Here is a 23,055-nt window from a genome sequence, read left to right as displayed (position 1 = left end):
GAAATGTAAATGAAAAAATTTTTAGAAGGCTTATTGATCTGGTTAGTGATTATTGTTCTTATTTCAGTTGCTTATATTCAATTTAGCGGAAGTATAGGTAAGAGTAAAACAACCATACCTTTTTCAGAATTTTTAACTAGACTAGAAGATAATGATATAGAAAATATTACAATAAGAAACCAAAGCATCGAAGGGAAGTTTAGGGATGGGTCAGCCTTTAACTCAAGTGGTGTTATATATAGTGACTTAATAAAAAGTTTGCATGATAGGAAAGTGAAGTTCTCCTTTTCAATTGGAGACTCTGCAATAGGTATAATTGGTGGATTACTTATTCAATGGGTTCCGACGCTTATCTTTATCGGTTTATTACTTTTCCTTTTTAAACAAACGCAAGCAGGAGGTAATAGAACTATAAGCTTTGGCAAATCAAAAGCTAGGCTTATGACTACTGGAAAAAAAGTGACATTTGATGATGTTGCTGGGATTGATGAAGCAAAAGAAGAGTTGGTTGAAATTGTTGATTTTCTTAAACAAAGGCAAAAATTTCAAGTGTTAGGTGGGAAGATACCCAAAGGATGTCTTTTAATTGGTTCCCCTGGAACTGGTAAAACTCTACTTGCTCGTGCAATTGCAGGTGAAGCTAATGTACCGTTTTTTAGTATTTCTGGATCTGATTTCGTTGAAATGTTTGTCGGTGTTGGTGCAAGCCGTGTTCGTGATATGTTTGATCAAGGTAAGAAAAATGCTCCTTGTATAATTTTCATAGACGAAATAGATGCAGTGGGTAGGCATCGCGGCATTGGTCTTGGTGGCGGTAATGATGAAAGGGAACAAACATTAAATCAATTACTGGTTGAAATGGATGGTTTCGAGTCTAATGAAGGTGTGATAATAGTTGCTGCAACTAACCGTCCAGACGTGCTAGATCCAGCACTACTTAGACCTGGTCGTTTTGACCGACAGATTACTATTTCTTTACCTGATATAAATGGGCGTGAAAGAATATTAAATACGCATATAAAGAAAATATCGATAGCACCAGATGTAAACGTAAAAACAGTTGCGAGGGGAACGCCAGGTTTTTCAGGAGCTGATCTAGCAAATTTAGTGAATGAATCTGCGCTTATTGCTGCAAGAAGAAATAAGAAAATTGTTACCATGGATGATTTTGAGTATGCACGTGATAAAGTGATGATGGGCATGGAAAGAAGGTCCTTAGTCATTACAGAAGAAGAAAAAAAGCTTACTGCTTACCATGAAGCTGGTCATGCAGTAGTTGCAGTTAATATGCCTGCTTCTGATCCTATACACAAAGCAACAATTATTCCACGTGGTAGAGCACTCGGTTTAGTTATGAGACTACCAGAAACAGATAGAGTGTCCCTCACAAGAGAAAAGATGCTAGCAGATATAACTGTTGCAATGGGTGGACGTGTGGCAGAAGAGCTAATTTTTGGCTATGATAAAGTCACAAGCGGCGCATCTTCAGATATAAAACTAGCATCAGATTTATCACGTGCTATGGTGACAAAATGGGGAATGAGTGACAAAATAGGGCCAATATATCACAATCGTGAACAAATCACACATGATTCTGAGACAATTTCTGAAGATACGTTAAGACTTATAGATGAAGAAATAAAGAAAGTTGTCTTTTCTTGCTATGAAAAAGCAAAAGACATTTTAACCAAGCGTAGGAAAGACTTGGAGCTCATTGCTGAAAATCTACTGGAGTTTGAAACTTTAACAGGAGATGAAATAAGAGACATATTAAGTGGAAAAAAAATTGTTAGAAATGAAAATGAAGGTAAGGAAGAGGTAAGGAGATCCTCTCTCTAATCAAATCTGGCTTTATTTAACCGCTAAAACAAAAATTTTTAATTAATTAGCTTAAGTTATAAGATCATAGTTAAGCCGATGTATTTTATAAATGGACTTTTCTGAACATTATTCCAATTTTTTTCTAAATAACTCTTTGCCTATTTAAATAAGTATGTTCAGTATTAGAGCTTTCCAGACCTCTACTAGGAGAAAGATTAGGTTCTTGCATCTCTATTAGCTTTAATACAGGAGCAGTTCCTGCTACAATAGCTCCTATAACAGCAGTAGCACCCATGATGAGAAGAATCGGTTCTGCAGTGGTGATTACACAAAGCTCAATACATAAACCAGCAATGACCATACCAACCATTATACCAATGAAAGCACCTACAATTATGGATGAAACTACACCAATTAATTGTCCTATTTTTGAACTAAGTGGTACTTCTCTTTCACGTCTAACAAAATTTGGCCGCATTCGCCTTCCCGCTCTTCTTCGTTCTCTCATTATTGTATATTCATCCCTATTTTCGGAGAGATTTAGTGATACTTCACTTGGCTGCATTTGTTCTCCTGGTCTTCTTATATTTTCACTCCTGTTTCCAGAGAGATTCAATGACGCTTCTCTTTCTCTAACAAAATTTGGCCGCATTTGTTGTTCTCTTGCCCTTCTTCGTTCTCTCATTATTATGTTTTCCTCAAAGAGGTTTAGTGGTACTTCTCTTTCATCTCTAATTCTAACATGATTTAGCTGTGCTTGTTCTACTAACAACCTTATTATACTTTCTATTTCATTTAGCGGTGCTCTTCCTCTAATATCCTTAATTGCCTTCTCAAATTTTAATAGCGACTTGTTATTTAGTCTGACATTATTCTGAGAATCACAAACAATAACCCAATCTAAAATTGGCTTTTTTTGACCACCATACTCTATATCATCATTAATGTGTTCCTTTAGTTTTTTAATTATCTCTACTGCTCTTGTTTCCATAGTTTCTATGGTGCTATCTTCATTTTCTACGAGTATATTGAAAACAATTCCTAATAACTCCTGCTGGAAATCCTTGCGTTCTTTAAGAGGTTGTCCGGAAACTAGTAAACTCAAGCATATTTCCTACTTAACATAACTTTACTCATAGCCAGATATATGAAACTTTCAGTAGATGTTGTAAGTAAATCGTACTCCTTTGATAGTCTTCTATTTCTATTGATCCAAGCAAAAGTCCTCTCTACCACCCACCTTCTCGGCTGTACTGAAAATCCAGGATCCCGTTGTGGCAATAGTTCTAGTGGTGTATCTTTATGCACCCAAAACCTACATGGAGGCCTTTTCACAATTTCAATGTCTATCCCATATTCCTCCTCTATATGGGTTTTTAAATCTTTTCCTTGGTACCCCATATCAGCCCACATTTTCTTAATATTGCTGTATTTTTTCTTCATATTGTCCAATGCCATCTTCACCCCATCTCTGTCATTTTCGCTTGCAGCTCCTACATAGCAACCAAGCACAAATCCTTGAGTATCTGTGATTATATGTCTTTTTCTCCCCTTTACCTTTTTTGCACCATCATAACCTTTGATCCCCCTTTTTCCGTGGTTTTTACCGACTGACTGTCCACTATGCATGCGCTCGGCTCTTCATTTCTTCCCATTTTTGACCTACTATATTTAGTGATATCATAGTTCATTTTCTCAAAAATCCTCTGTTTCTTCCATTGCCTAAACTGCTCATATACAGTCTTCCATAGCGGAAAATCATTTGGTAAATACCGCCATTGGCACCCTGTACGCAATACATAGAAAATTCCCTCTAACATTTTTCTTTTACTATATTTTGGCGGTCTTCCTCCTTTTTTGTATGATACTCTGAAGTACTTCTCTATTTGTGCCCACTCCCTTTCACTTAGATCTGTTGGATACTTTTTTCTCATCTTTACCCCATACTAAAATTTCAAATATCATAGCCTTTTACTAGTTTCCGGACAACCTCTAATATTCATAATTAGCCTCAACTTTTATATGCTATTTCACCAAAGTAATTTTACCAAATAAGTAATATACAGTACAGATAAATTCAATTTATTCGTTTAAAAATTTTCTTACATTAGCCTATCTAAGTTATGTTTTAGGATGTAAAAGCTTCTTACTTTAATACTTTATTAAAGTAAACCATATATGGATTGCTATTTAGGAGCAGCTGTTGTAGGTACAGTAATGTAAGAAGGAGGTACTTTATGTCTTTAAAAAATGAAATTTCTGAGTTGATAGAGCAACAGCTTGGCATTAAATATCATGACAATTGCTTAGCTTACACTATCCATAATTCGGCTGTAGGTGAAATATCCGATTCTATTGCTCTTTGCATAGTTGGCTGTGGCGATTGTGAGATTAAGTATCAAGGTATTGCTAATTCATTTAACATAACGAAAGAAGAAATTAACCAAAGTAATATAGAAAGCATAAAAAATAAGATAGAAAGTGAAGCTAGAAAAGAAGGTAGTGAATTTTCCGAGTTGATTTCTAGAATGGATCAATCGCTGAAAGAACAAAGTGAAAAGTCTATTATACAGATTTTAAATTCATCTGCTGAAGAGATGTTAAGGAGTTTTTGTGGTAGTTCTATACAGAGAACAGAGGATAAAGAAGTTAGTCTGTCCTCTGCTTCACATGAAGAGCCTGCTACAGAAGATTCGGAAACTACTATTAATTCTGATCTTTTATCAATTTAACCAGCTCCTCATATAAATTTTTTCTGTACCCAAGCTATATGTTTGTGAGAGGATAGTAAGCACTACATTTTTCTATTTCCATTATAACAGATTCGTCTATTTTCATGATGATCTTACTATTTGTACTCTGTCTAGGACTAAGCAATAGAAATAGTAGGATAACAGTAGTCAACCAAGATTCCAGCATCACGTACTAGGATGATATAAGTATCATGATTTACGATTAGATTGACATAGGGTAAAGAGTAAATTAAAAATTAAATAGATCTTTTAATGCAGAATAAATGCCTATAGAAATATTGATGCCCGCTCTTTCCCCAACAATGAGTAAAACTGGAGGGAAAATTGTAAAGTGGTGTAAAAAAGAACAAGATAAAGTTGAAATAGGTGATGTAATCGCTGAAATTGAGACTGATAAAGCCATAATGGAGTTTGAATCTGTCGATGAAGGAGTTTTGGCAAAAATTTTAGTGTCGGAAGGAACAAGTGGCGTGCCTGTAAATCAACTGATAGCTCTAATGTTAGAGGAAGGGGAAGATAAAAGCGCACTTGATTTAGCTTCTGCCATCAATACCAAGGTTGAGAAGGAGGTTGAAGCCGATTTTTCAGTATCATCCAACCCTTCGATTTCATCTAGCTCTTCAATGTCATCCCAGTGCGTGACACTGGGATCTAAAAAAGAGGATAGAGCAACAGAAAATAGAATAAAAGTAAGCCCCTTAGCTAAAAAAATAGCTCAAAATGAAGGTGTTGATATAAAGCGATTAAAAGGTACAGGTCCATATGGTCGTATCATCAAAGCTGATGTATTAGAATTTTTAGATCAAACTAAAAGCTATGAGAGATTTGAGGAAAATACAACAGTTGAAGTAAGTAATATGCGCCAAGTGATAGCGCAGCGCCTAGTTGAATCTAAGCAAAATATTCCACACTTTTATTTAACTGTAGACTGCCACGTTGATAAGCTAATATCGCTCAAAAATGAGGTTAATTCAGCAAATGAGAACAATAAAGTAACAATTAATGACTTAATTATAAAAGCTGTGGCTTTCAGCATGAAAAAATTTCCTGACATAAACTCATCGTGGATAGATACTAAGATAGTAAAATATTCAAATATAGATATCTCAATTGCTGTAGCGCTTGAGGATGGACTTATTACTCCTATAGTAAAAAATGCTGATGAAAAAAGTGTTTTATCTATATCAAAAGAAGTGAAAGATTTAGTAAATAGAGCACGATCTGGAAAATTAAGGCCTGAAGAATTTCAAGGAGGAGGGTTTACCATTTCTAATTTAGGCATGTTTGGTATAAAAACTTTCAGTGCTATAATCAATCCACCACAGTCTTGCATTATGGCTGTCGGCGCATCTAAAAAACAACCAGTTGTCATAAGTGAAAAAATAGAGATAGCAGAGGTAATGACAGTTACTCTCTCTGTTGACCACAGAGCAGTTGATGGAGCACTCGGAGCAAAATTTTTAAATGCCTTTAAGTACTATATAGAAAACCCTACGGTGATGCTTCTTGAGCCTTTATTATTATAATAAAATTAATACCTCTTAGTTTATACTTTTGTTAGTTAATAGGTTTAGAGGTAAAATATGACTTATAAAAAGATAGAAAAACGTAGTATATCTTTTGATGCTACAAAATCAAAATTTTCAAACGATAGGTTTCAAATAGATTCCTCATCTAATGAGTCAATAGATACCATTGGTAAAAAATTTAAGTATGAAGTGAAACTTCCAGGTGTTATTCACACTACAACAAGAAAAAATAATGTTGGAAGCGGATTAAATGAGTTGGATCTAAGAAAGAAAAATGAAAACTCTTTCAAGACACCAATAAAGAATATTGAAGAATCAGATAGTAAGAGAAACCAAAGTCATTTGCTGTTTCAGGAGGACTCATTTCCAGAACTACCAGCATGTGCATATAAGCCAGCACTGCTGCCAAAACCATCAAAAGAAAAAATAAAGGAAGCTGTAGATAAAATGCGCAATAATAGAAAAGCTCATAATTCTGCAAGTGTTGAAAATGGTGTTAGTTCAGACAGGTTCAAAGTGCGCCCGTTCTTATGTAGTGATATAGATGGATATGTAGCTCCTGACAAACGTGACCGTAATCTAGAAAGGTGTAGGGTTACACATGATAGCAGTAAGCTTGAAGCACAAATGGAAAGAAAGCATGGGTTTCAATCAGATCCAAGTGTTAAGCATGTAAAGGCTGATACTGTAGTATGTTCTATTACTAAAGGTCATGACAAAAAAGGCGTTAAATCTGATTTCTCATATACACAAGAGCCTACATCAGAAATGTCTAAGGTCAATGTAAGAGAATTAGCAAATAGGTTCCGCGGCTAATCATTATTGGATTTTTCTAATAACAATTGCTTAAGATTTTATAAACTGTGCATATAGTACTCTATAAGAGAAAGAGAAGTGTGACAGCTTCTCTCTTTCTTAACCACTTGCTGAAGAACGTTTATCTTCTGTGGCATCTGGTGATGGAGCAACTAATCTGCTCAAAATCTCATCTTTTGGTCCCATATCATAAATAACACCATCTGACATGATAATCACTTTATCAACTACGGATAGTAACGGTAGCTTATGAGTAATGATAACAGTGGTAGTATTTTGCTCTCTTGCAACATTGATTGCATTAATCAAGCGCGCCTCTCCATTACTGTCTAAGTTAGCATTCGGTTCATCAAGCACTAAAAGCTTAGTATTACCATAAAAAGCCCTTGCAAGTCCAAGAAGCTGTTTTTGGCCACCAGAGAGTATTACTCCTCCAGGTCCTCCTATTGTTGTATCATACCCATTTGGTAAGCTCAGTATTAATTCATGTATTCCTGCAATTTTTGCTGCTTTGATTATTTCTTCAGGATTTGGGTCTGGTCTCATGCGAGCAATATTAGCTTTAACACTAGTGTTGAACAACTCAATATCTTGAGGTAAGTAGCCAACATAATTACCAAAATTTTCTCGATTCCAAGTGTATACATCAGCACCATCTAGTCTGACTACACCAGATATGGGTTTCCATACACCAACAATTAGCTTGGCAATGGTGGACTTACCAGAAGCGCTTGCGCCAATAACACCAACTACATCCCCTGGTTCTATTAAAAATGATATTCCTTTTACTGTTGGCTTATTACTCCCATAAGGAGTAAAGAATACTCTATCAAATTCCAACTTCCCTTCAGGCTCTGGTAGAGCCATAGTTTGCTCTCTTTTTGGTGATGTTAGGATAAGTCTTTGCAGCCTGCCATATGACATTTTGGCTTGATTTAAAAATTTCCAAGTATGAACTGCTGCATCAAATGGAGCCAATACTCTACCCATCAAAATTGAGGCAGCAATGATACTACCAGCAGTTTTGTGAGCTGTGATTGCGAGTAATGCACCTGTTCCAATCACTGAAATTTGGAGAGTCGAGCGTAAAAACTTAGTAATCCCAGTAATCACATTAGAACGATTCTGCGCTGTAACTTGCATTGCACGATTTTGATCATTCCGTTTACACCAATCAGAAACTATAAATTCTGACATACCCATAGCTTCAACCACCTCTGCATTTCGTGTTGCAACATCTATAGCATTAATATTACGTATAGTTTCTTCATTGGTTTCTCTCAATATACGCTTAGTAGCAAGTTCATTCCATACTGCCATTGAAACTAATATAATAATTCCGGCAATAGCTATAAACCCTGTAGAGGTATGTATCATAAAGATGAAAACAAGGTAAATTAACGACCATGGAGTATCAAATAGTGAAAATATACCATTTCCTGTAATGAAATTTTTTATTACCCCAAGATCTCGTATTGCTTCACCGCTGGAAGTTGAGCTCTGCACTGATGTTAGCCTAATTGACCTTACTATTAGGTCTGGTGTTGCAGTTTTATCAATCCAGTCGCCAATTTTTGCCATGGCTAAATATCGACAAGTTTCAAGCATTGCAGAACATGCAAACGCAGATAAAGTAATAATCGTCAGCATAACTAATGTTGATACACTCTCGCTCGATATCACTCGATCAAGTACCTGAGAAGTATAGAGTGGCAAAAATAACATCAACGCATTAATCCCTGAACTAAACCAGAAAATGAACCAAAACGCACTCTTGCATTTCTCTAGACAAGTGTATAGTATACTTTGCTTTAATTCTTTTTTTATTGATGGAGTAATTTCCACAATCTTCCTTTTAACTTAACTATATGCACCATATATAACTTTTATTTCAAAAGTATTAACAGCTATTGCCTTACCCTATCGTTAATATAATAAAATGTTAACATATGCGAATAGGAAAACATAAACTTTTTTATAGCAAGACTATCTAATTCCTTCTCTACTATAATCTTATACGATAGCCTTGCCAATTGTTCTATGTTTTCCTTATCTACTACTCAATGACAGTTTACTAGAATGCTTACTATCACTCCTCTGAAAGTTGATGCTATCAGAGTCAGTGATTACAATCTGCATCTATTTTCCTCTTTCTATATGATCAGGAAGTATTACATATTCCAATGATCTAGCTGTAATTGCTCTTCTTCTCACACAAGATGGACTTGAATATACCCTTGGTCTATATCTTTCGAATTTAAAACAGTCAACAGTAATCCCCTCCTCAAAGTTAGAAAGTATTAGAGATGGAGATTTACTAACTTCCTTATCACTTACAGGATTATTTGCACTACCATAACTCACATGACGCACTGCACTATGATTGTTACCACACTCTTCTCTTGAGGTTGAATCGCTTGGATTAAAAGGAGTCGAAAATGTTGAATACCCATTGGTATCACCAAATCGTTTTATCAACCCACAGTTTTCTTCATTCATTTTTGTAATATTCTCTTGATTAGCACCTTCTGATAAGCTTGATGAAGCAATAAGATCTTCTTTTTTCTTACTAAAGATATTGCCTATTTTTAGCTTGGTTGCAACATTCTTGAATTTGTTTTTCGGAGCTTTTGGTTTAATTTCTGGATGCTCATTTATAGTAATTACACATGATGGATTATCTAACTTGTCCATTGTATTTTGTACTCTACTGTTGCGTCTTGAATACAGACTAAGTTTTGCTGTTAAATCATTCAAAACAGGTGAACTTTTTCTACCTTCTAAAGACTTATTCGAACATGGTACTGCACTACCACCCCTACTCATTTTCTGAGGAGAAATATTGAGTTTGTCTTTACTCTCTAATCTAGTTTCATGCGTAAACTTGTAAAGTTCATTTTCCAATCGTGAAATATCTTCTGCATTCTTTATTAATAGTTCCAATATTGAGTTGTATTCCTCCAAATCATGATCCCCTACTTTTGTCTTAGCTAACTTTCCTGTAGCCTCTTCAATTCTGTTCATTTTTTCAGTATAGTTTTCTATCTTACGTTTAACAGGTTCTTTTTGAAGGCCAATCACTAAGTTGTATAAGATAAGTAAAAATGATATCGAAGAAAATGCAATGGAAATCCAGGTAAGAATTTCTTCCTTTTCAGGTTTTGCATTATTATACTTAACGCAAACAGAAATAATCACACTTGATATTGACATGGCCAGATTATAGTAGTCTAGAAGCTTTTTGCTTCTTTCTTGATCTTCCATATTAAGTCTATCATATTTCCTTTTTTTGTTTTCCCTTATTTCATAAAAGAAATCTAAAAATAACCTCAAGATATTTGTGTCGCCATGTTTAAAAGCATAATCTAAAGCTGTTTTTTTTGCATTATCCTTTATATCAAAATTTATCTTCTTATTTACAGTTTTCTCTCCGGTGCTGATTGTTAGGTAGAATAAGGCTTTAATAGCTTTTTCCCTTAAGCGCTCATTTTGTTTACGCTTTTCTAAAACCAACTTTTTCAAAAATTGACCTTGCTTAAAATCCTCATTTATAGTTTTTTCAAAATCATTATCACTCATTACAAGATAGTGTAATGCTGTTCTTCCAGATTTAGATACAACATTTAACATTTTCTTATTATAGGGGTAATGATTATCTGTCATAAAATATTCTATTAACTCAGCATTAAGGCTCATGGCAGCTAAATGTAGAGGTATAAGCCCTTGACTGTTTGTGTTAAAAAGTGGTACTGTGTTCCTAATAATTGACTTAGCAATACTTTCAATAACATACTGAGAGAGTCCTATGTCGTCGGCAAGAGCAGCCATGTGTAACGGTGTATTGTCATTTTCATCATATAACACTTTGATGCTAGCAGCCACCTTTTTACCTACAAGTTCTTTTGACACAAATTCAAGACATTCCTTATTGCCGCTCAAAATAGCTGCAAATAACAACTTTTTTTGTGTATTTTGTTCTAAAAAAATACCCTTTGGGCTTTTTTTTACCAAATACTTAACGCATTCTACTCTTCCACTGAGGATAGATAAGTGTAGTAAAGTTTGTCCATCCTTATTTTTCTTACTTAATATTTCTCCCACTCTCTCTTTTTTAAAAAGGTGCTCAAGGCATGATTTATTACCAACACGTGCTGCCATATGAAAGACGGTGTCACCGTTGCTATTCTCACGCAAAACCTCTTGATAAACGTCAAATTTCTTCTCTTCCAACTTTTTTTCTATCATGCTTAAAAACGATAAATCAAGTTGGGCAGCAAAATGTAAAGGAGTGTTTCCTTCATTATTACTCTTATTTACTTGCATGCTTCTGTCTATTAATAGACTCACACATTTTTTTCTTAGTTCTGTTTCTGTATTACTCGATAGAGCTAAGTGTAGGGCCACATTTCCTTTGCGTGTTTCTGTGCTTAAATCGTAATCAGGAAATTTATTGAGTAAAAATGTTAGACAATCATACTTCCCGTACATTGCAGCTAAATGTACAAGATCTCTTCCATACTCACCTTTGGATTGAAGTATGCTATTTCCTATATTTTCATAAAATAGCTCTATACAATATGTATTACCATGTATAATAGCAATATGTAAGGGGGTGTTACCTTGTTTATTCTGAACAATTTTTGCACCTGATTTAATAAACAATTCTATTAGCTGTTTATTTCCATGTTTTGCAGCTATATGCAATGGGGTGTTACCATCTACATTTTCTTGATTAATTTTACTTTTTAGTCTACCTAAAAATTTTAGATGCTCTATAAGAAAATTTATGGCATTTTCTTGAGTTTCTGAGTTACCTGCAATCTTATGAAAAGGATTCTCATTATATTTATTTTTTAAAAATTGTACTTGATTATCAATGAAGAATTTTATGCACTCAGTATTTCCAGATTGCACAGCATAGTGTAATGCGTTATTTCCATATTTATCTGTTTTAATTTTCTCCCTATCAAAAATTCCTTTTGCTGTCAATATTTCTTTTAAATATTCTAGGAGTTTAGGACTTCCGCTTCTGGCAGCATAGTGTAACTCAGTTTTATTATTGGTAGTGCAACTAAAATCTACTTCATTTTCTATGAGAATTTTCAAGCATTCTTTATTGCCAGATTTAGCTGCATAGTGTAGTAGTGTTTTGCCATCTCTATCTTTATTCCTTAATGCTTCTTCAATGTCAAAATTAGAATTTTCTATCACAAAACGTAAAATATCTTCTTTACCCAACTCAGCTAAATAATGTAGAAGTGTTTTATCATTACTATCTGCAAAATTCTCCAGTTTTGTAATCAATTCTTTCTTCATACCAAGAATTAGAGATACAGCCATTTTAATATCACAATTCCTATTTTTCTTTTGTTGTCTTTCCCTAATTCTTTCAATAGCCACTGTTAATAGCGAAGAACCATCATTACTTATTATATTCCATCCATCTTGACAAAATTTTTCAGCTAATGAATCACTTATATTTTCTTCTAAAATCCTGCTTTTTATATAATCAAGATTATTAGTACATATATTATAGTTTTCTTCTTGAGTTACTTTATTAATATAATCATATATGATTATTAGATCTTGCTTATTGACTTTATCTTCTGAATTGCCTTGTAATAAAGAGAGGTCTATCTCACTAATTGCTCTGGCCATACCAATGGTTCCCGCAACAAATAAACCCGACCTGAGTGTCTTTGCGCTTGTACTAGATTTAGCTTTGAAAACATTAGTAACTGTGTCAAATTTATTTTTGAACATACTGTACCTCATAAATAATAATGCCGGTAGTGAATAAGGCTTTAGTAGATACCACTGTAATTTTTAAGCCTACAAAAATTCACCAGCGGCCGCATTATATAGTAGATAATTTTTTGTGCTAGTAATATTTTTCTAATTCCCACTTTGGCCTTGGTGCAAAGTCAAGAGAGTCTATATAATTTTTCTGTAACCTTTCAATTCCTGTCCATCCAACCATTACCGCATTGTCTGTACATAGGTTGCTTGGAGGAGAAAGCACGTTCAAATCTATGTATTTTTTCAATCTCTCCTTCAGAAAATTATTTGCTGCAACTCCACCGGTAATTACAAAATCATTGATTTTAATATTTAAAGATGCAGTGATATCAATAGCATTTCTGACTCTATCGAGTAATATGTCGCTAATACACTCTTGAAACGAAGCACACATATCGCAAACATCTTGCTTGCTCATTGCAAGCTCTTTAACTAAGTTTTTTACTGCTGTTTTAATTCCAGAAAATGAGAAGTCACATCCAGAACGTTTTATCATTGCTCTTGGCAGCTTAAATCTCATACCATCACCTTTTTTAGCTAACTCTTCAATCAATGGACCTCCAGGATAGCTTAGATCCAGCATCTTAGCAATTTTATCAAACGCTTCACCCAGCGAGTCATCAAGTGTTTTTCCAAGTTTAATATACTTACCTACATCCTGTGCAATTAAAAATTGACAATGGCCACCCGATATAAGTAGGACTAGAAATGGAAATTTAACCTCATATAGCAGCCTAATAACTAATGTGTGTGCCTCTAAGTGATTAACTGCAATAAACGGTTTTTGTGCTACATGCGCAATTGCTTTAGCCATCATTGTACCAACTATTAGTCCACCTATGAGTCCTGGTCCTGATGTTGCTGCAATTGCATCTAGATCACAAAAGTTAAGGTTAGATTTTTCTATAGCGCTTTTTACTAGACCACTTAAATGCTTCATATGAGCACGTGACGCTATTTCAGGTATTACCCCACCGCGTTTTTTGTGCTCTTCCTGAGAAAGAATTTCGTGAGCAAGGACTTGCTTATTACTATTTACAATTGCTGCTGCAGTTTCATCACAGCTTGTTTCAACAGCTAATATAGTTTTCATATATATTTGAACTCTTTAATTGTGAGAACTATAACTTGAAATGTTGAAGAAGTGAACTTTGTTCTGTTAAGCTAATTATCATCTCCAAATATAGAACCAATTTTTTTACTCCCAGAGGAAAATTTATTAGTCCAACTGCTTTGTACTTTGTTTATATCTTTAAAGGCAGTTTTATTGCTATACTCCTTTACTTCTTTATCTATTATCTTCATTATTTGTGGATCCAGGCATCTCTTTTTCCACTGGTTAGTAGCAAGAAATACTCTGTTTAAATCTTGAGTGCGAATTAGATATTCTTTATCTTTAGGATAAACTTCCTGAGCCCAAGCAAACAGCTCAAAATAGCGTGCGAATAACTCAGACGCACGTGATTTTGGAGTTTGGTAAACTTGTATCTCCTTAAATATAATTTGACCAATAATTTTTTGTACCAGAATATTTGACTGCTTTAAGTTCTGCTCAATATCCTGATAAACTTTATAGAGAAATTCTTGCTCTAAGCTTAAGTTCAGTTCATTTTCAACCATATGTGAAAGTTCATGTACTATTATGTAAGGATTTGACCTTCTTAGTACAATGACATACTTATTTAGACCAGAGGATCGAATGGTCTTACACACTCCTTCTTCCATATCCAATAATCCTTCTTGACATATTTCAAATGAAAGTCTATTTTGCTTTATTAGTGACAAAGTGAGGTTTAATGTATTTCTAAATTTCTCAAATTGATGGAGATATTCGACATATTGTATTACGTTTTCACCACTTCCTACCTGAGTTGCTTGTTTTATTAACTTCCTGATTAGCATGTTTTATTATTAAAGGAATTTTCTTTATACTCAAGAGTTATAAAGTGTTTTCAGGAAGTATAGCTAAAGTAGTTTAAGTTCACTGACATCCCACTACTGATTAATAGCCAAGAGGTATCACTTCAGTATGACTTAGGAATGTTGTAAGTTGAAAATGTGATATAAAAGTGCAATATCAAATATATTCTACTAAAAATCAATCAAATCTTCACATGTTTGTTCTTCATAAAAGAAGTTCAATGTTATTGTAGTACCAAGTTTTGCTTCACTTTGAATGTTGAAAGTCCCACCCATTAACTCCACTAATTTCTTGCTTAGAGGTAATCCGATACCTGTGCCTTCGTTTCTATATCCCGAATCTGCTTGACCAAAAACGGACATAACTTTATATATGTCCTGCTGCATTATTCCTATCCCATTATCATGAAACTCAATAGTTAATAAATTTTTTTCTATATTCTCTTTAACAACCATTCTTATTAAACCACCTTTAGGAGAGAACTTGATTGCATTTGATAACAAATTTATTATAACTTGCTTCATTCTTTTGGGATCGGCGATAACTAATAATTGTTTATCAGATATCTCTTTCTTTAAACTAATACCTGTTTCTTTTAGTTTAGGTGATAACATTTTTAAGCACGAATCTATTATCTTATTCAGATTAAACTTCACTTTCTCTACTGTTAAACTACTTGATTCAGCTTTAGAAAAATCGAGCACATCATTAATCAAAGCAAGTAAATGTGTACCAGCATTATATATATCGTCTACGTATTCCTTGTATTTAGAGTGATCTACCGAACCTAAAGTTTCATTTTTGATAAACTTTGCAAATCCAATAATAGCATTAAGAGGTGTACGCAACTCATGTGTAACACTTGCAAAAGATTTTATCTTATTTGCATTTTCTTGCTCTAATGCCTCTTTAACCCTTTGTAATTCAATATTAGTTTTATGCTGCTTGGCTAGCATTTGGGTATTGGAAAAGTGCAAATAAAGCATTATTAGTATTAAGATAACCAGTAATAAGCCCATTAATATTGAAAATAGACTATATACCATAATATAAGAGTCATTATAGCTTTGAATGATCTTCAAAAAAAATGAAGGCTTAATGTCATCTTCATGAAATATAGGGAAAGTAGAAGTTAATGTATTTCCTGTAGCGTAAAATATTTCTTGATTGCTTAGCAATTTATCAATTTCATCATTTGTAAGCAACTGCTCATAGTCATGACCTTGAGTATTAAAATTACTGAAAATTACTCTGGCATTTTGATCATACAGTATTAAGCTAAAATTTCTTACTTTGCTTACTGATTGTAACAATTCAGCACGCAATTTTACCAACTGGTTTATGTAATCAAAACTGTTATATTTAATATGATGTTTTTCTATTAGTAAATAATGATATTTTTTTATTATACTATTTTCCAATAGATCTTTTAAGTTTGCATTTGCATTACGGTAAAAAGAAAGAAAATTATTCTTTAATGAATAACTGAGGTATATTGTGCCCAATAAAACCACAAAAATTAATAAGAATAGCGAGATAATTTTTGTATATCTATTTGTTTTTAGTGTAGTAAAAATTAATTTACTTAATTTATACATATTCTTCTCATTGTGAAATAACGTCTTTTATGGTATTAATAAAAAATTAGCATATCATACTTTTATGACAATTTCTCCTATCTTGCCAGTTTATTCTCCTGTTAACATAAATTTTTCTTATGGCAAAGGTATTTACTTGTATGATATCGATAATAAGCGCTATATAGATTTTCACTCTGGAATAGCTGTTAGCAGTTTAGGTCATGCCAACCCACGATTAACTGATGTCCTAAAATTACAAGGAGAAAAACTATGGCATATATCAAATACCTATAATATATCTACTGCCAACAAATTTGCAGAAAATTTAATAAACAACAGCTTTGCTAATACTGTATTTTTTGCAAATTCTGGATCAGAAGCAGTGGAATGTGGACTTAAAATCGCTAGGGCCTATCAAAATGGAAAAGGTAATAAAAATCGCTATAGAATTCTAACATTTCATGGTGCATTTCATGGAAGGACATTTTTAACTTGTGCAACAAACGATAGACAGAAATTTTCTGAATTACTGAATCCTTATATTGACTGGTGTGATAACATAGAGCCCAATATTGAGAGTGTAAAGAAAGCAATTTCTAATGGCATAGGTGTTATATTAATAGAACCAATACAGGGACAAGGTGGTATTAAAGTAATGAGTGAAGTCTTCATGAAAGAGCTAAGAGAACTATGTAACGAAAACGACATACTGCTATTTTTTGATTGCGTTCAGTGCGGTGCTGGCAGGACAGGAAAGTTATTTGCATATGAACACATAGGAATTAAGCCTGACATATGTGCTCTTGCAAAAGGAATAGGAGGAGGTTTCCCTCTGGGGGCTTGTCTTGCAACTGAAAAGGTTGCTAAGTATATGGCGGTCGGTATGCATGGTTCTACTTTTGGTGGTAATCCACTTGCAACTTCAGTAGGTAATGCTGTATTGGATGAATTGCTCAGCCCTGGCTTCTTAGAAAATGTTGAAGTTAGAGGTAAGTCTTTAAAAAACAAACTAGAGGACTTAGCAAGCAAGTTTCCAATGATAGAAGAAGTGAGAGGAAAAGGGTTGATGCTAGGAATAAAAGTAAAAATGAATAACCAAAAATTTGCAGAAGAGCTAAGTCACCGTGGTTTACTTACTGTTGGAGTAACATCAGATAATGTTCTAAGAATCTTGCCTCCACTCATTATCACTGAAAAAGAGATTGATGAAGGCATTGAAATTCTCACTCAGTATTTATCTGAAAAGTTCTAGTTAAAAACTAAACCTTCCTGCTCACTAGTTGTTGGCTGTATCAAAATTGCAGATAAAGCAGTAGCTACAACTTTATCAGCTACTTCATTTGTACACTTTGCCTTTTCCTGTTCTCTTATCAGTGTAAGCTCATTTATATCACTTAGTGAGTCAAATTTTGTTATATCCTCAAATATAAACGATTGCACGATGTCTTTCGGAATATTGAAAAAAGCCGAGTTACCAAGCGATAATGTCATATCTAACAAACTTTTCATTGAGCCGTTTCTCAAAACACATTTAGACAGTTCTCCTAAAAGAATTGGCACTCCAAAAATAAAAAATGCTCCTCTCACTAAATAGGTCGTTATTTCATATAACAATGCACCACACAAGAGTGCCAGTGGTCCAAATACTATAAAACCGCAAAGTAAAGGCAATGGCATGGTCTGACCTGATGATATTCTACCTATAAGCTCCATTGAAATTATAAACCCAATAAGTAACATAGCTCTACCTAGATATGTCCTTTCTTTAGAGCGTTTGTTAAAGTTTTTCTCACGTAACTTAGAAAAATCATTGTTAACTCTGACTTCAAAAATATTATGGTTGATTTTTAATTTTAGCTCTAAGTCCTCTATTCCATGATGCCACTTATGACACCTTACAATTTCATCAATTATCGTACTAACTTGATTATTGATTTTGTATAATTTGCTTTCTTGATATAAGTTGCCTTGATAATATTTTTCTCTCAAGTCTACACAATTTAAATTCTTTAAATCACATAAAAAATCTTTGATTTCTTGTGCCATTTTATTAGCATCATCTTCGCAGCCTACAGCTTTCAAAATTGTTACCAAGTGTTTATTTTCAATTTGAGCAATTGTTCTATCTAATGCACGTATATATTGCTTGGATTGAAAATATGAGATGATTTTTTCTTTACATCTATCCTCATTGCCTTCGTACAAACTATTTCTTTTGAAACTGCTGTCATGTTCTTTGGCAATTTCTAATGCATGAACCAATACATTTTGCGCCTTCACACTACTTTCACAGTGACAGTTTCTGATTATGTGTACATACGCTCTTGCACTGGTATCTCCAGATTTATCTATATTGTACGCTTTAGCCAAAAAGACTAAATAGTCAAACCCTGCCGAAAGATAATACATTACCTTTGTTATAGCACTCTCCACAGAAAATAAAGCTGAGCGTGTGCAAGATAATTTACCGTTGTTTTTAATTCTGTTCTCATATGAACGAAGGTATGCCTCTGTACTTTTTAAAATCCTATGTAAATCTTGTTCTGTCTTTTTGACATCAAAATCATTTATATCATGAACTTTTTCATACGTTTCTTTTATCAAATCACTAGAAAGCTTCTTCAGAGCTGAATCATCAATATTTCCTAATGCATCAATATTTTTACTAATATAGATTTCTATTTTTCTTCCAAGTTCTTCTCCCATTCTATTTTTTAGCAACTTATTGTATTTATTAGTAGCTGGAAACAAAACTTTCTGACAAAATTTCTGTGGTTCGTTTTTAAAATTTGCTAAGATCTTATTCACAAATAGCTCAACTTCTTCACCTGCAGCAGCGAAAAACCATGATTGTCTGCTCTCATTACGCTCTCTATTTCTTCCAAGATTCTGTAGGGCTTCAGATGGATTATTGAACTGACTAACCGAATCTGCAAATATTGATGCAACATGATTATATTCACTATCAAATCCACGACCTTTCGATCCATCTATAACCGTTGTCAACGCATATTTAGCCAATGAATCAAAATCTCTTTTTTCATAATCACAATAAAGAGTTCGATATTCACCTATCTGATTACGTATTATCGCTGAAAAGAGTCTGTTTTCTCCAATACCAAGATCATTTTTCCCAATTCCTGCAAAGATACATTTATTTTGTTTGCAGAAATCAATGAGACTATGTAGTATACCTTCCTCTCTTTCCATGAGTTCATGGAGCTCTTTGCTTAAGCGCCAATTATCAACTATTAAGCTGCATTGCTCATTATCACTTTTACTCAGTGCTTCAATTACTGTCTTTATTTGCAGTAAGAGCTCATCTCTAGCAAATTGCTCACTAAAGCCTTTTCTCTCTAGGTAGCTTATAATATTATTATCATTAGTGGTGCTAACATTCTTTTTAACATCTTCTATCAATTCACTCAAACCTTCTCTTCTTTTTTTATCTAAGGTAATATTATCACACTTCATTAAATATAAGAGAGTAAGATCGATCATTGAATGCATTACTCTATATTTTAGATATTCAGCAGTACTACTGAAATCCACCTTTTCTTTTAATTCAGATATCTGCTCTTCTGTCAAACTAGGATGTTGCTTTTTAACGCAGTTTATAAAGTTTAATTGACGTAATTGGAGCCTGTAGTCTTGATATGACATTCCTTCAGGCTGAAATTTATTATACACTTTATAACGTGTACTACCTTCATATACTAAATTATCTCTACCCTGCAACGCAAAGTTAAGATTAACTATACTATTTACATCATCAGCTAAAAGCAGAGCACTTTCTCCAATTGGGCTTTGCACATTCCATCTTATAGAAGTTAATAAATCATTGTTATCGACAAGTTTACTGTAATTAAAAACTTCTTCGCTTTCTTCAACATACTCATGAGCTGGACTGGATTTTTCTCTAGTAAATAAGCTACGCACGTTAGCAAGAAATCTAGAGAGCAGTTCTCTTGATTCCACTCCAGTTGCTTTAGTTAGCACCCACCAAACTGGCAACATTACCATACCAAATATAAACATAGAAATTGTATAGTATAGCTGCCCAATCAAAGCAGAATACAGCTAATAATCTGAAGTGAGACCAATTACGGCAGCAACATTACTATTTATAATAGGAAACAATATAGCTAAAGATATTATGGAGGTAGTAACATTAACTGCAAACGCTTGATTGAAATTTGCTCTTCTATTGGTTTTTGCAATAACACTTGCTGTTTCGATAGCGTTTGCAATACAACGTCTACTCAATCTTGTCGGGCTGATAACTTTTCCGCATCTATTTAAAATCCTTCTCTTTGGTGTTGCAGTGAGGTAAGTCGTAGGATATTTCTCATCAAGCTTGCACATGTTCTCAAAATCCTGCTGCTTGTTAATACTGTCTGCTTCATCAACACTAATCCACAACTTGGTATTTTGGTCTTTAAATTTACGATCATTTTCTTGCTGTAATAACAGGTCATGTGTCACTATAATTGTTGTAGGTTTAGTTGCCTTCAGTGCATTTTTAATTTCCTCAGCAGTTTTAGGTGTCCTAATGTTTACAGTAAATGCACTACTCATCATTTTTTTAGCTTGGTTTACTAGATCACTGCTTGGTACTGCAACCAGATGATGAAATCCTGCTTGGGTTAGTACATGACTCAGTATTCCAATGTCGTAAGTCTTACCAAATCCAGTTTCTGCATCGATCATAACATTACAGTTAGTAGTAGAAGGGTTGCGTAGATGTTCTAATACCCCTTCAACAACAGGTTTACGACGTGCTACTATTATAGATTCCTTTGTATCATCAAGTTTTATAGATTCACCTTTTAGCTTGCAGTTGATTTTTTCTAAGCTACTTATAATACTTTGCCTTTCTTGATTACTGATAGAACTCACACATTACCCGCTATAATTATTACAATATTAATTGTATGTTAATTCAGTAAATTGTCAATTCTATGGACAAAAAGCTGATTTCAACTATCATATTAATATGAATATATGCCTCGGAATAATTACTTCTCCCCATGGAATCAAAGGAGCTGTCAAAATAAAAACCTTTACTGAAAAGCCCGAAAATATTTTCCTATATGGTGAACTAATAATCGGAAGTGAAAATTATAAAATAAGCTTGGTGTCTGTTGTCAGTAATAATTTAGTAATAGCAACAATTAGCGGTGTGAATTCCCGTAATGAAGCAGAGCTTTTAAGAAATAAAAAGTTATATATAGAAAGAGATAAGCTACCACAGTTAAATGATGAGGATGAATTTTACCAAGATGATCTTGTGAATATGGAAGTAAGACTAGAGAGTAATGAATTATATGGCTATGTGAAGTCTGTGAATAATTTCGGCTCGGGGGATATATTAGAAATTTTGGTTATCAGCACAAAAAAAAACATTATGTTATCTTTTACTAAAGAAGTATTTCCATACATCAACATGAAGGAAAGGTATATAGTAATCAACATGCCAGAATTCATTGGCCAATAAAAATTTTGATATTTGTATAAAGTTATTTATAATAATCAGACCAAATTAAAAGTGTAATTATGGCAGAAAGGGCTAATGATATCAGGCCAGGTCAGGTACTAGAACATAACGGTGGATTGTTTTCGGTTATAAGTATTATGCATACTCAACCTGGTAAGGGTGGTGCTTACATACAAGCCGAAATGAAAAATATCAAAACTGGAGCAAAGCACTATGAAAGATTCCGCTCTGATGCAACAATCAGAAGGGCAATTTTAGATGAAGAGGAATATGTTTATCTCTTTACTGAAGGGAATATCGTAAATCTTATGCATCCAAGTAGTTACGAGCAGATTGTTATAAATTTAGACTTATTAGGGGAAAAGAAGGCTTATTTGCAAGATAATATGAAAATTAAAGTAGTAACTTATCAAGATAAAATAATTTCTGCACATGTGCCTGATCACGTTACACTAACTGTAAAAGGAACAGAGTCTGTTATCAAAGGGCAGACTGTTACTGCTTCTTATAAGCCTGCAATTTTGGAAAACGGAATACGTGTTAACGTGCCTCAATTTATAAAAGAAGGGGATAAAATTGTAGTACATACTCCTGATAACAGCTATTACGAAAGAGTAAAAGAGTAAATGGCCATTTCATCACCACGAATCAATGTGATGCTTGATTCTGTACGCAGTGCCTCCAAGCAGCTTATACGTGATTTTAATGAATTGCAAATTTCAAGCGTTAAGTCAGCAGACTTTATCAATAAAACTTATTCAAAATCCAAGCAACTTATATACGATTGCTTGAAAAACTACAACCAGAACTATGACTTTATTTTTGAAGACGATGTGGGCCAAGATCTAAAAGACGGCGGTTATACTTGGTTTATTATGCCTATAGAAGGCAAGGAAAACCTTTTTAGTTGTATGGTTTATTTTGCAGTATCAGTTTGTCTCATTCATAAAAACAGAGTTGTAGCAGCTGTGATTGATGCTCCAGCGCTTAGAGAAACTTTCTGGGCAGAGGAAAAGAAAGGAGCTTTTCTTGAAGATTTCAAATCTCGCCATGTAAAAATGCGGATGAAAGCTCGTGAAGGGGGAATAATAGACATAAGTGGTAATTTGTTAAATAAATTACCACTTGACAATAATAATCTACGCTCCCTTGGCTCAACGGTACTAGGTTTTGCATATCTTGCTGCCGGAAGATACAATGGAATAATTTACTCTGGAATTAATAAATATAAAACTTCACTCGGTAGGCTTTTTCTGCAAGAAAGCGGTGGGAGATTAAGGGAAGATAACGCGCTTGTCATTGCTGGAGATATAAACTAAAGTTCATTCAAAAGAGCAAA

17 protein-coding genes are annotated in these 23,055 nt (G+C 33.8%); 8 read left to right on the top strand and 9 right to left on the bottom strand.

The features are described 5' to 3' along the window. Nucleotides 1-9: 9 nt before the first annotated feature. Nucleotides 10-1,839 carry an ATP-dependent zinc metalloprotease FtsH gene (gene ftsH, locus OPR30_RS01020; protein WP_007302206.1) on the top strand — a complete coding sequence of 610 codons (1,830 nt, stop codon included), beginning with the start codon at nt 10-12 and terminating at the stop codon, nt 1,837-1,839. 124 nt (nt 1,840-1,963) lie between these two features. On the opposite strand, the gene OPR30_RS01015 is transcribed toward ftsH, so the two are convergent. Beyond that, nucleotides 1,964-2,926, bottom strand: a complete 963-nt coding sequence (locus OPR30_RS01015; RefSeq protein ID WP_265030862.1) for a hypothetical protein — start codon at nt 2,924-2,926, stop codon at nt 1,964-1,966. Beyond that, nucleotides 2,923-3,755 (bottom strand): IS5 family transposase gene (locus OPR30_RS01010; RefSeq protein ID WP_265030479.1). Its coding sequence is split into 2 segments (ribosomal slippage): nt 2,923-3,389 and nt 3,389-3,755, totalling 834 coding nucleotides; the frame shifts between segments, so codons are not numbered across the junction. Before OPR30_RS01010 ends, OPR30_RS01015 begins: the two co-directional genes overlap by 4 nt. 303 nt (nt 3,756-4,058) lie before the next feature. Between OPR30_RS01010 and OPR30_RS01005 the strand changes: the two genes are divergently transcribed. The 3 genes from OPR30_RS01005 to OPR30_RS00995 all read left to right on the top strand — a co-directional run bounded on the left by OPR30_RS01005 (nt 4,059) and on the right by OPR30_RS00995 (nt 6,919). Continuing rightward, entirely contained in the window at nt 4,059-4,553 is a 495-nt protein-coding gene (locus OPR30_RS01005) for a WBM0748 family T4SS-associated protein (protein WP_264682903.1), read from the top strand. A 284-nt stretch (nt 4,554-4,837) separates the two neighbouring features. Then, the gene (locus OPR30_RS01000; RefSeq protein ID WP_139686792.1) at nt 4,838-6,100 is read left to right on the top strand and encodes a pyruvate dehydrogenase complex dihydrolipoamide acetyltransferase; all 1,263 of its coding nucleotides are present in this window, start codon (nt 4,838-4,840) and stop codon (nt 6,098-6,100) included. A 57-nt stretch (nt 6,101-6,157) separates the two neighbouring features. Next, nucleotides 6,158-6,919, top strand: coding sequence for a hypothetical protein (locus tag OPR30_RS00995; protein ID WP_265030859.1), 762 nt, complete (start codon nt 6,158-6,160; stop codon nt 6,917-6,919). Nucleotides 6,920-7,018: 99 nt separating this feature from the next. Here the strand turns inward: OPR30_RS00995 and OPR30_RS00990 are convergent, their stop codons facing one another. The 5 genes from OPR30_RS00990 to OPR30_RS00970 all read right to left on the bottom strand — a co-directional run bounded on the left by OPR30_RS00990 (nt 7,019) and on the right by OPR30_RS00970 (nt 16,237). Then, complete coding sequence (locus tag OPR30_RS00990) at nt 7,019-8,764, bottom strand: type I secretion system permease/ATPase (protein WP_265030857.1); 1,746 nt, start codon at nt 8,762-8,764, stop codon at nt 7,019-7,021. A gap of 294 nt (nt 8,765-9,058) precedes the next feature. Then, complete coding sequence (locus OPR30_RS00985) at nt 9,059-12,682, bottom strand: ankyrin repeat domain-containing protein (protein WP_265030855.1); 3,624 nt, start codon at nt 12,680-12,682, stop codon at nt 9,059-9,061. 118 nt (nt 12,683-12,800) lie between these two features. Continuing rightward, nucleotides 12,801-13,811: a tRNA (adenosine(37)-N6)-threonylcarbamoyltransferase complex transferase subunit TsaD gene (gene tsaD / locus OPR30_RS00980; protein WP_264375081.1), complete on the bottom strand. Its 1,011-nt coding sequence runs from the start codon at nt 13,809-13,811 to the stop codon at nt 12,801-12,803. A gap of 71 nt (nt 13,812-13,882) precedes the next feature. Then, a complete protein-coding gene (locus tag OPR30_RS00975; RefSeq protein ID WP_265030853.1) occupies nt 13,883-14,620 on the bottom strand; it encodes a WD_0702 family putative metalloprotease in 738 nt (245 codons plus the stop codon). A gap of 189 nt (nt 14,621-14,809) precedes the next feature. Beyond that, complete coding sequence (locus tag OPR30_RS00970; RefSeq protein WP_265030851.1) at nt 14,810-16,237, bottom strand: sensor histidine kinase; 1,428 nt, start codon at nt 16,235-16,237, stop codon at nt 14,810-14,812. A gap of 64 nt (nt 16,238-16,301) precedes the next feature. Here OPR30_RS00970 and OPR30_RS00965 point away from each other — a divergent pair, with 64 nt between their 5' ends. Then, entirely contained in the window at nt 16,302-17,471 is a 1,170-nt protein-coding gene (locus OPR30_RS00965; protein WP_265030849.1) for an aspartate aminotransferase family protein, read from the top strand. Here OPR30_RS00965 and OPR30_RS00960 read toward each other — a convergent pair. Next, nucleotides 17,468-20,257, bottom strand: a complete 2,790-nt coding sequence (locus OPR30_RS00960; protein ID WP_265030847.1) for a hypothetical protein — start codon at nt 20,255-20,257, stop codon at nt 17,468-17,470. The two genes, OPR30_RS00965 and OPR30_RS00960, sit on opposite strands and share 4 nt — an antisense overlap. 42 nt (nt 20,258-20,299) lie before the next feature. Then, nucleotides 20,300-21,118, bottom strand: coding sequence for a DEAD/DEAH box helicase (locus OPR30_RS00955; RefSeq protein ID WP_265030845.1), 819 nt, complete (start codon nt 21,116-21,118; stop codon nt 20,300-20,302). Nucleotides 21,119-21,215: 97 nt separating this feature from the next. Here OPR30_RS00955 and rimM point away from each other — a divergent pair, with 97 nt between their 5' ends. From rimM to OPR30_RS00940, 3 genes are read left to right on the top strand one after another with little or no spacing between them, the layout of a single operon-like run. Continuing rightward, nucleotides 21,216-21,716 carry a ribosome maturation factor RimM gene (rimM, locus tag OPR30_RS00950; RefSeq protein ID WP_006014540.1) on the top strand — a complete coding sequence of 167 codons (501 nt, stop codon included), beginning with the start codon at nt 21,216-21,218 and terminating at the stop codon, nt 21,714-21,716. Nucleotides 21,717-21,775: 59 nt separating this feature from the next. After that, nucleotides 21,776-22,342: an elongation factor P gene (gene efp, locus OPR30_RS00945; RefSeq protein WP_265030843.1), complete on the top strand. Its 567-nt coding sequence runs from the start codon at nt 21,776-21,778 to the stop codon at nt 22,340-22,342. Then, on the top strand, nt 22,343-23,035 hold the full coding sequence (locus OPR30_RS00940; protein ID WP_007302192.1) for an inositol monophosphatase family protein: 693 nt from the start codon (nt 22,343-22,345) through the stop codon (nt 23,033-23,035). The last annotated feature ends 20 nt before the right edge of the window (nt 23,036-23,055 follow it).

The organism is Wolbachia endosymbiont (group B) of Athalia cordata, from assembly GCF_947251845.1.
Classification (GTDB): Bacteria; Pseudomonadota; Alphaproteobacteria; order Rickettsiales; family Anaplasmataceae; genus Wolbachia.
This window is presented reverse-complemented; position numbering and strand designations above follow the sequence as displayed.

What these genes read in the sequence shown, in the direction of transcription:
- rimM (WP_006014540.1), top strand. Translation starts at nt 21,216, where the DNA reads ATGAATATATGCCTCGGAATAATTACTTCTCCCCATGGAATCAAAGGA.
- OPR30_RS00985 (WP_265030855.1), bottom strand. Translation starts at nt 12,682, where the DNA reads ATGTTCAAAAATAAATTTGACACAGTTACTAATGTTTTCAAAGCTAAA.
- OPR30_RS00975 (WP_265030853.1), bottom strand. Translation starts at nt 14,620, where the DNA reads ATGCTAATCAGGAAGTTAATAAAACAAGCAACTCAGGTAGGAAGTGGT.
- tsaD (WP_264375081.1), bottom strand. Translation starts at nt 13,811, where the DNA reads ATGAAAACTATATTAGCTGTTGAAACAAGCTGTGATGAAACTGCAGCA.
- OPR30_RS00995 (WP_265030859.1), top strand. Translation starts at nt 6,158, where the DNA reads ATGACTTATAAAAAGATAGAAAAACGTAGTATATCTTTTGATGCTACA.
- OPR30_RS01000 (WP_139686792.1), top strand. Translation starts at nt 4,838, where the DNA reads ATGCCTATAGAAATATTGATGCCCGCTCTTTCCCCAACAATGAGTAAA.
- OPR30_RS00970 (WP_265030851.1), bottom strand. Translation starts at nt 16,237, where the DNA reads ATGTATAAATTAAGTAAATTAATTTTTACTACACTAAAAACAAATAGA.
- OPR30_RS00960 (WP_265030847.1), bottom strand. Translation starts at nt 20,257, where the DNA reads ATGTTTATATTTGGTATGGTAATGTTGCCAGTTTGGTGGGTGCTAACT.
- ftsH (WP_007302206.1), top strand. Translation starts at nt 10, where the DNA reads ATGAAAAAATTTTTAGAAGGCTTATTGATCTGGTTAGTGATTATTGTT.
- OPR30_RS00940 (WP_007302192.1), top strand. Translation starts at nt 22,343, where the DNA reads ATGGCCATTTCATCACCACGAATCAATGTGATGCTTGATTCTGTACGC.
- OPR30_RS01005 (WP_264682903.1), top strand. Translation starts at nt 4,059, where the DNA reads ATGTCTTTAAAAAATGAAATTTCTGAGTTGATAGAGCAACAGCTTGGC.
- efp (WP_265030843.1), top strand. Translation starts at nt 21,776, where the DNA reads ATGGCAGAAAGGGCTAATGATATCAGGCCAGGTCAGGTACTAGAACAT.
- OPR30_RS00965 (WP_265030849.1), top strand. Translation starts at nt 16,302, where the DNA reads ATGACAATTTCTCCTATCTTGCCAGTTTATTCTCCTGTTAACATAAAT.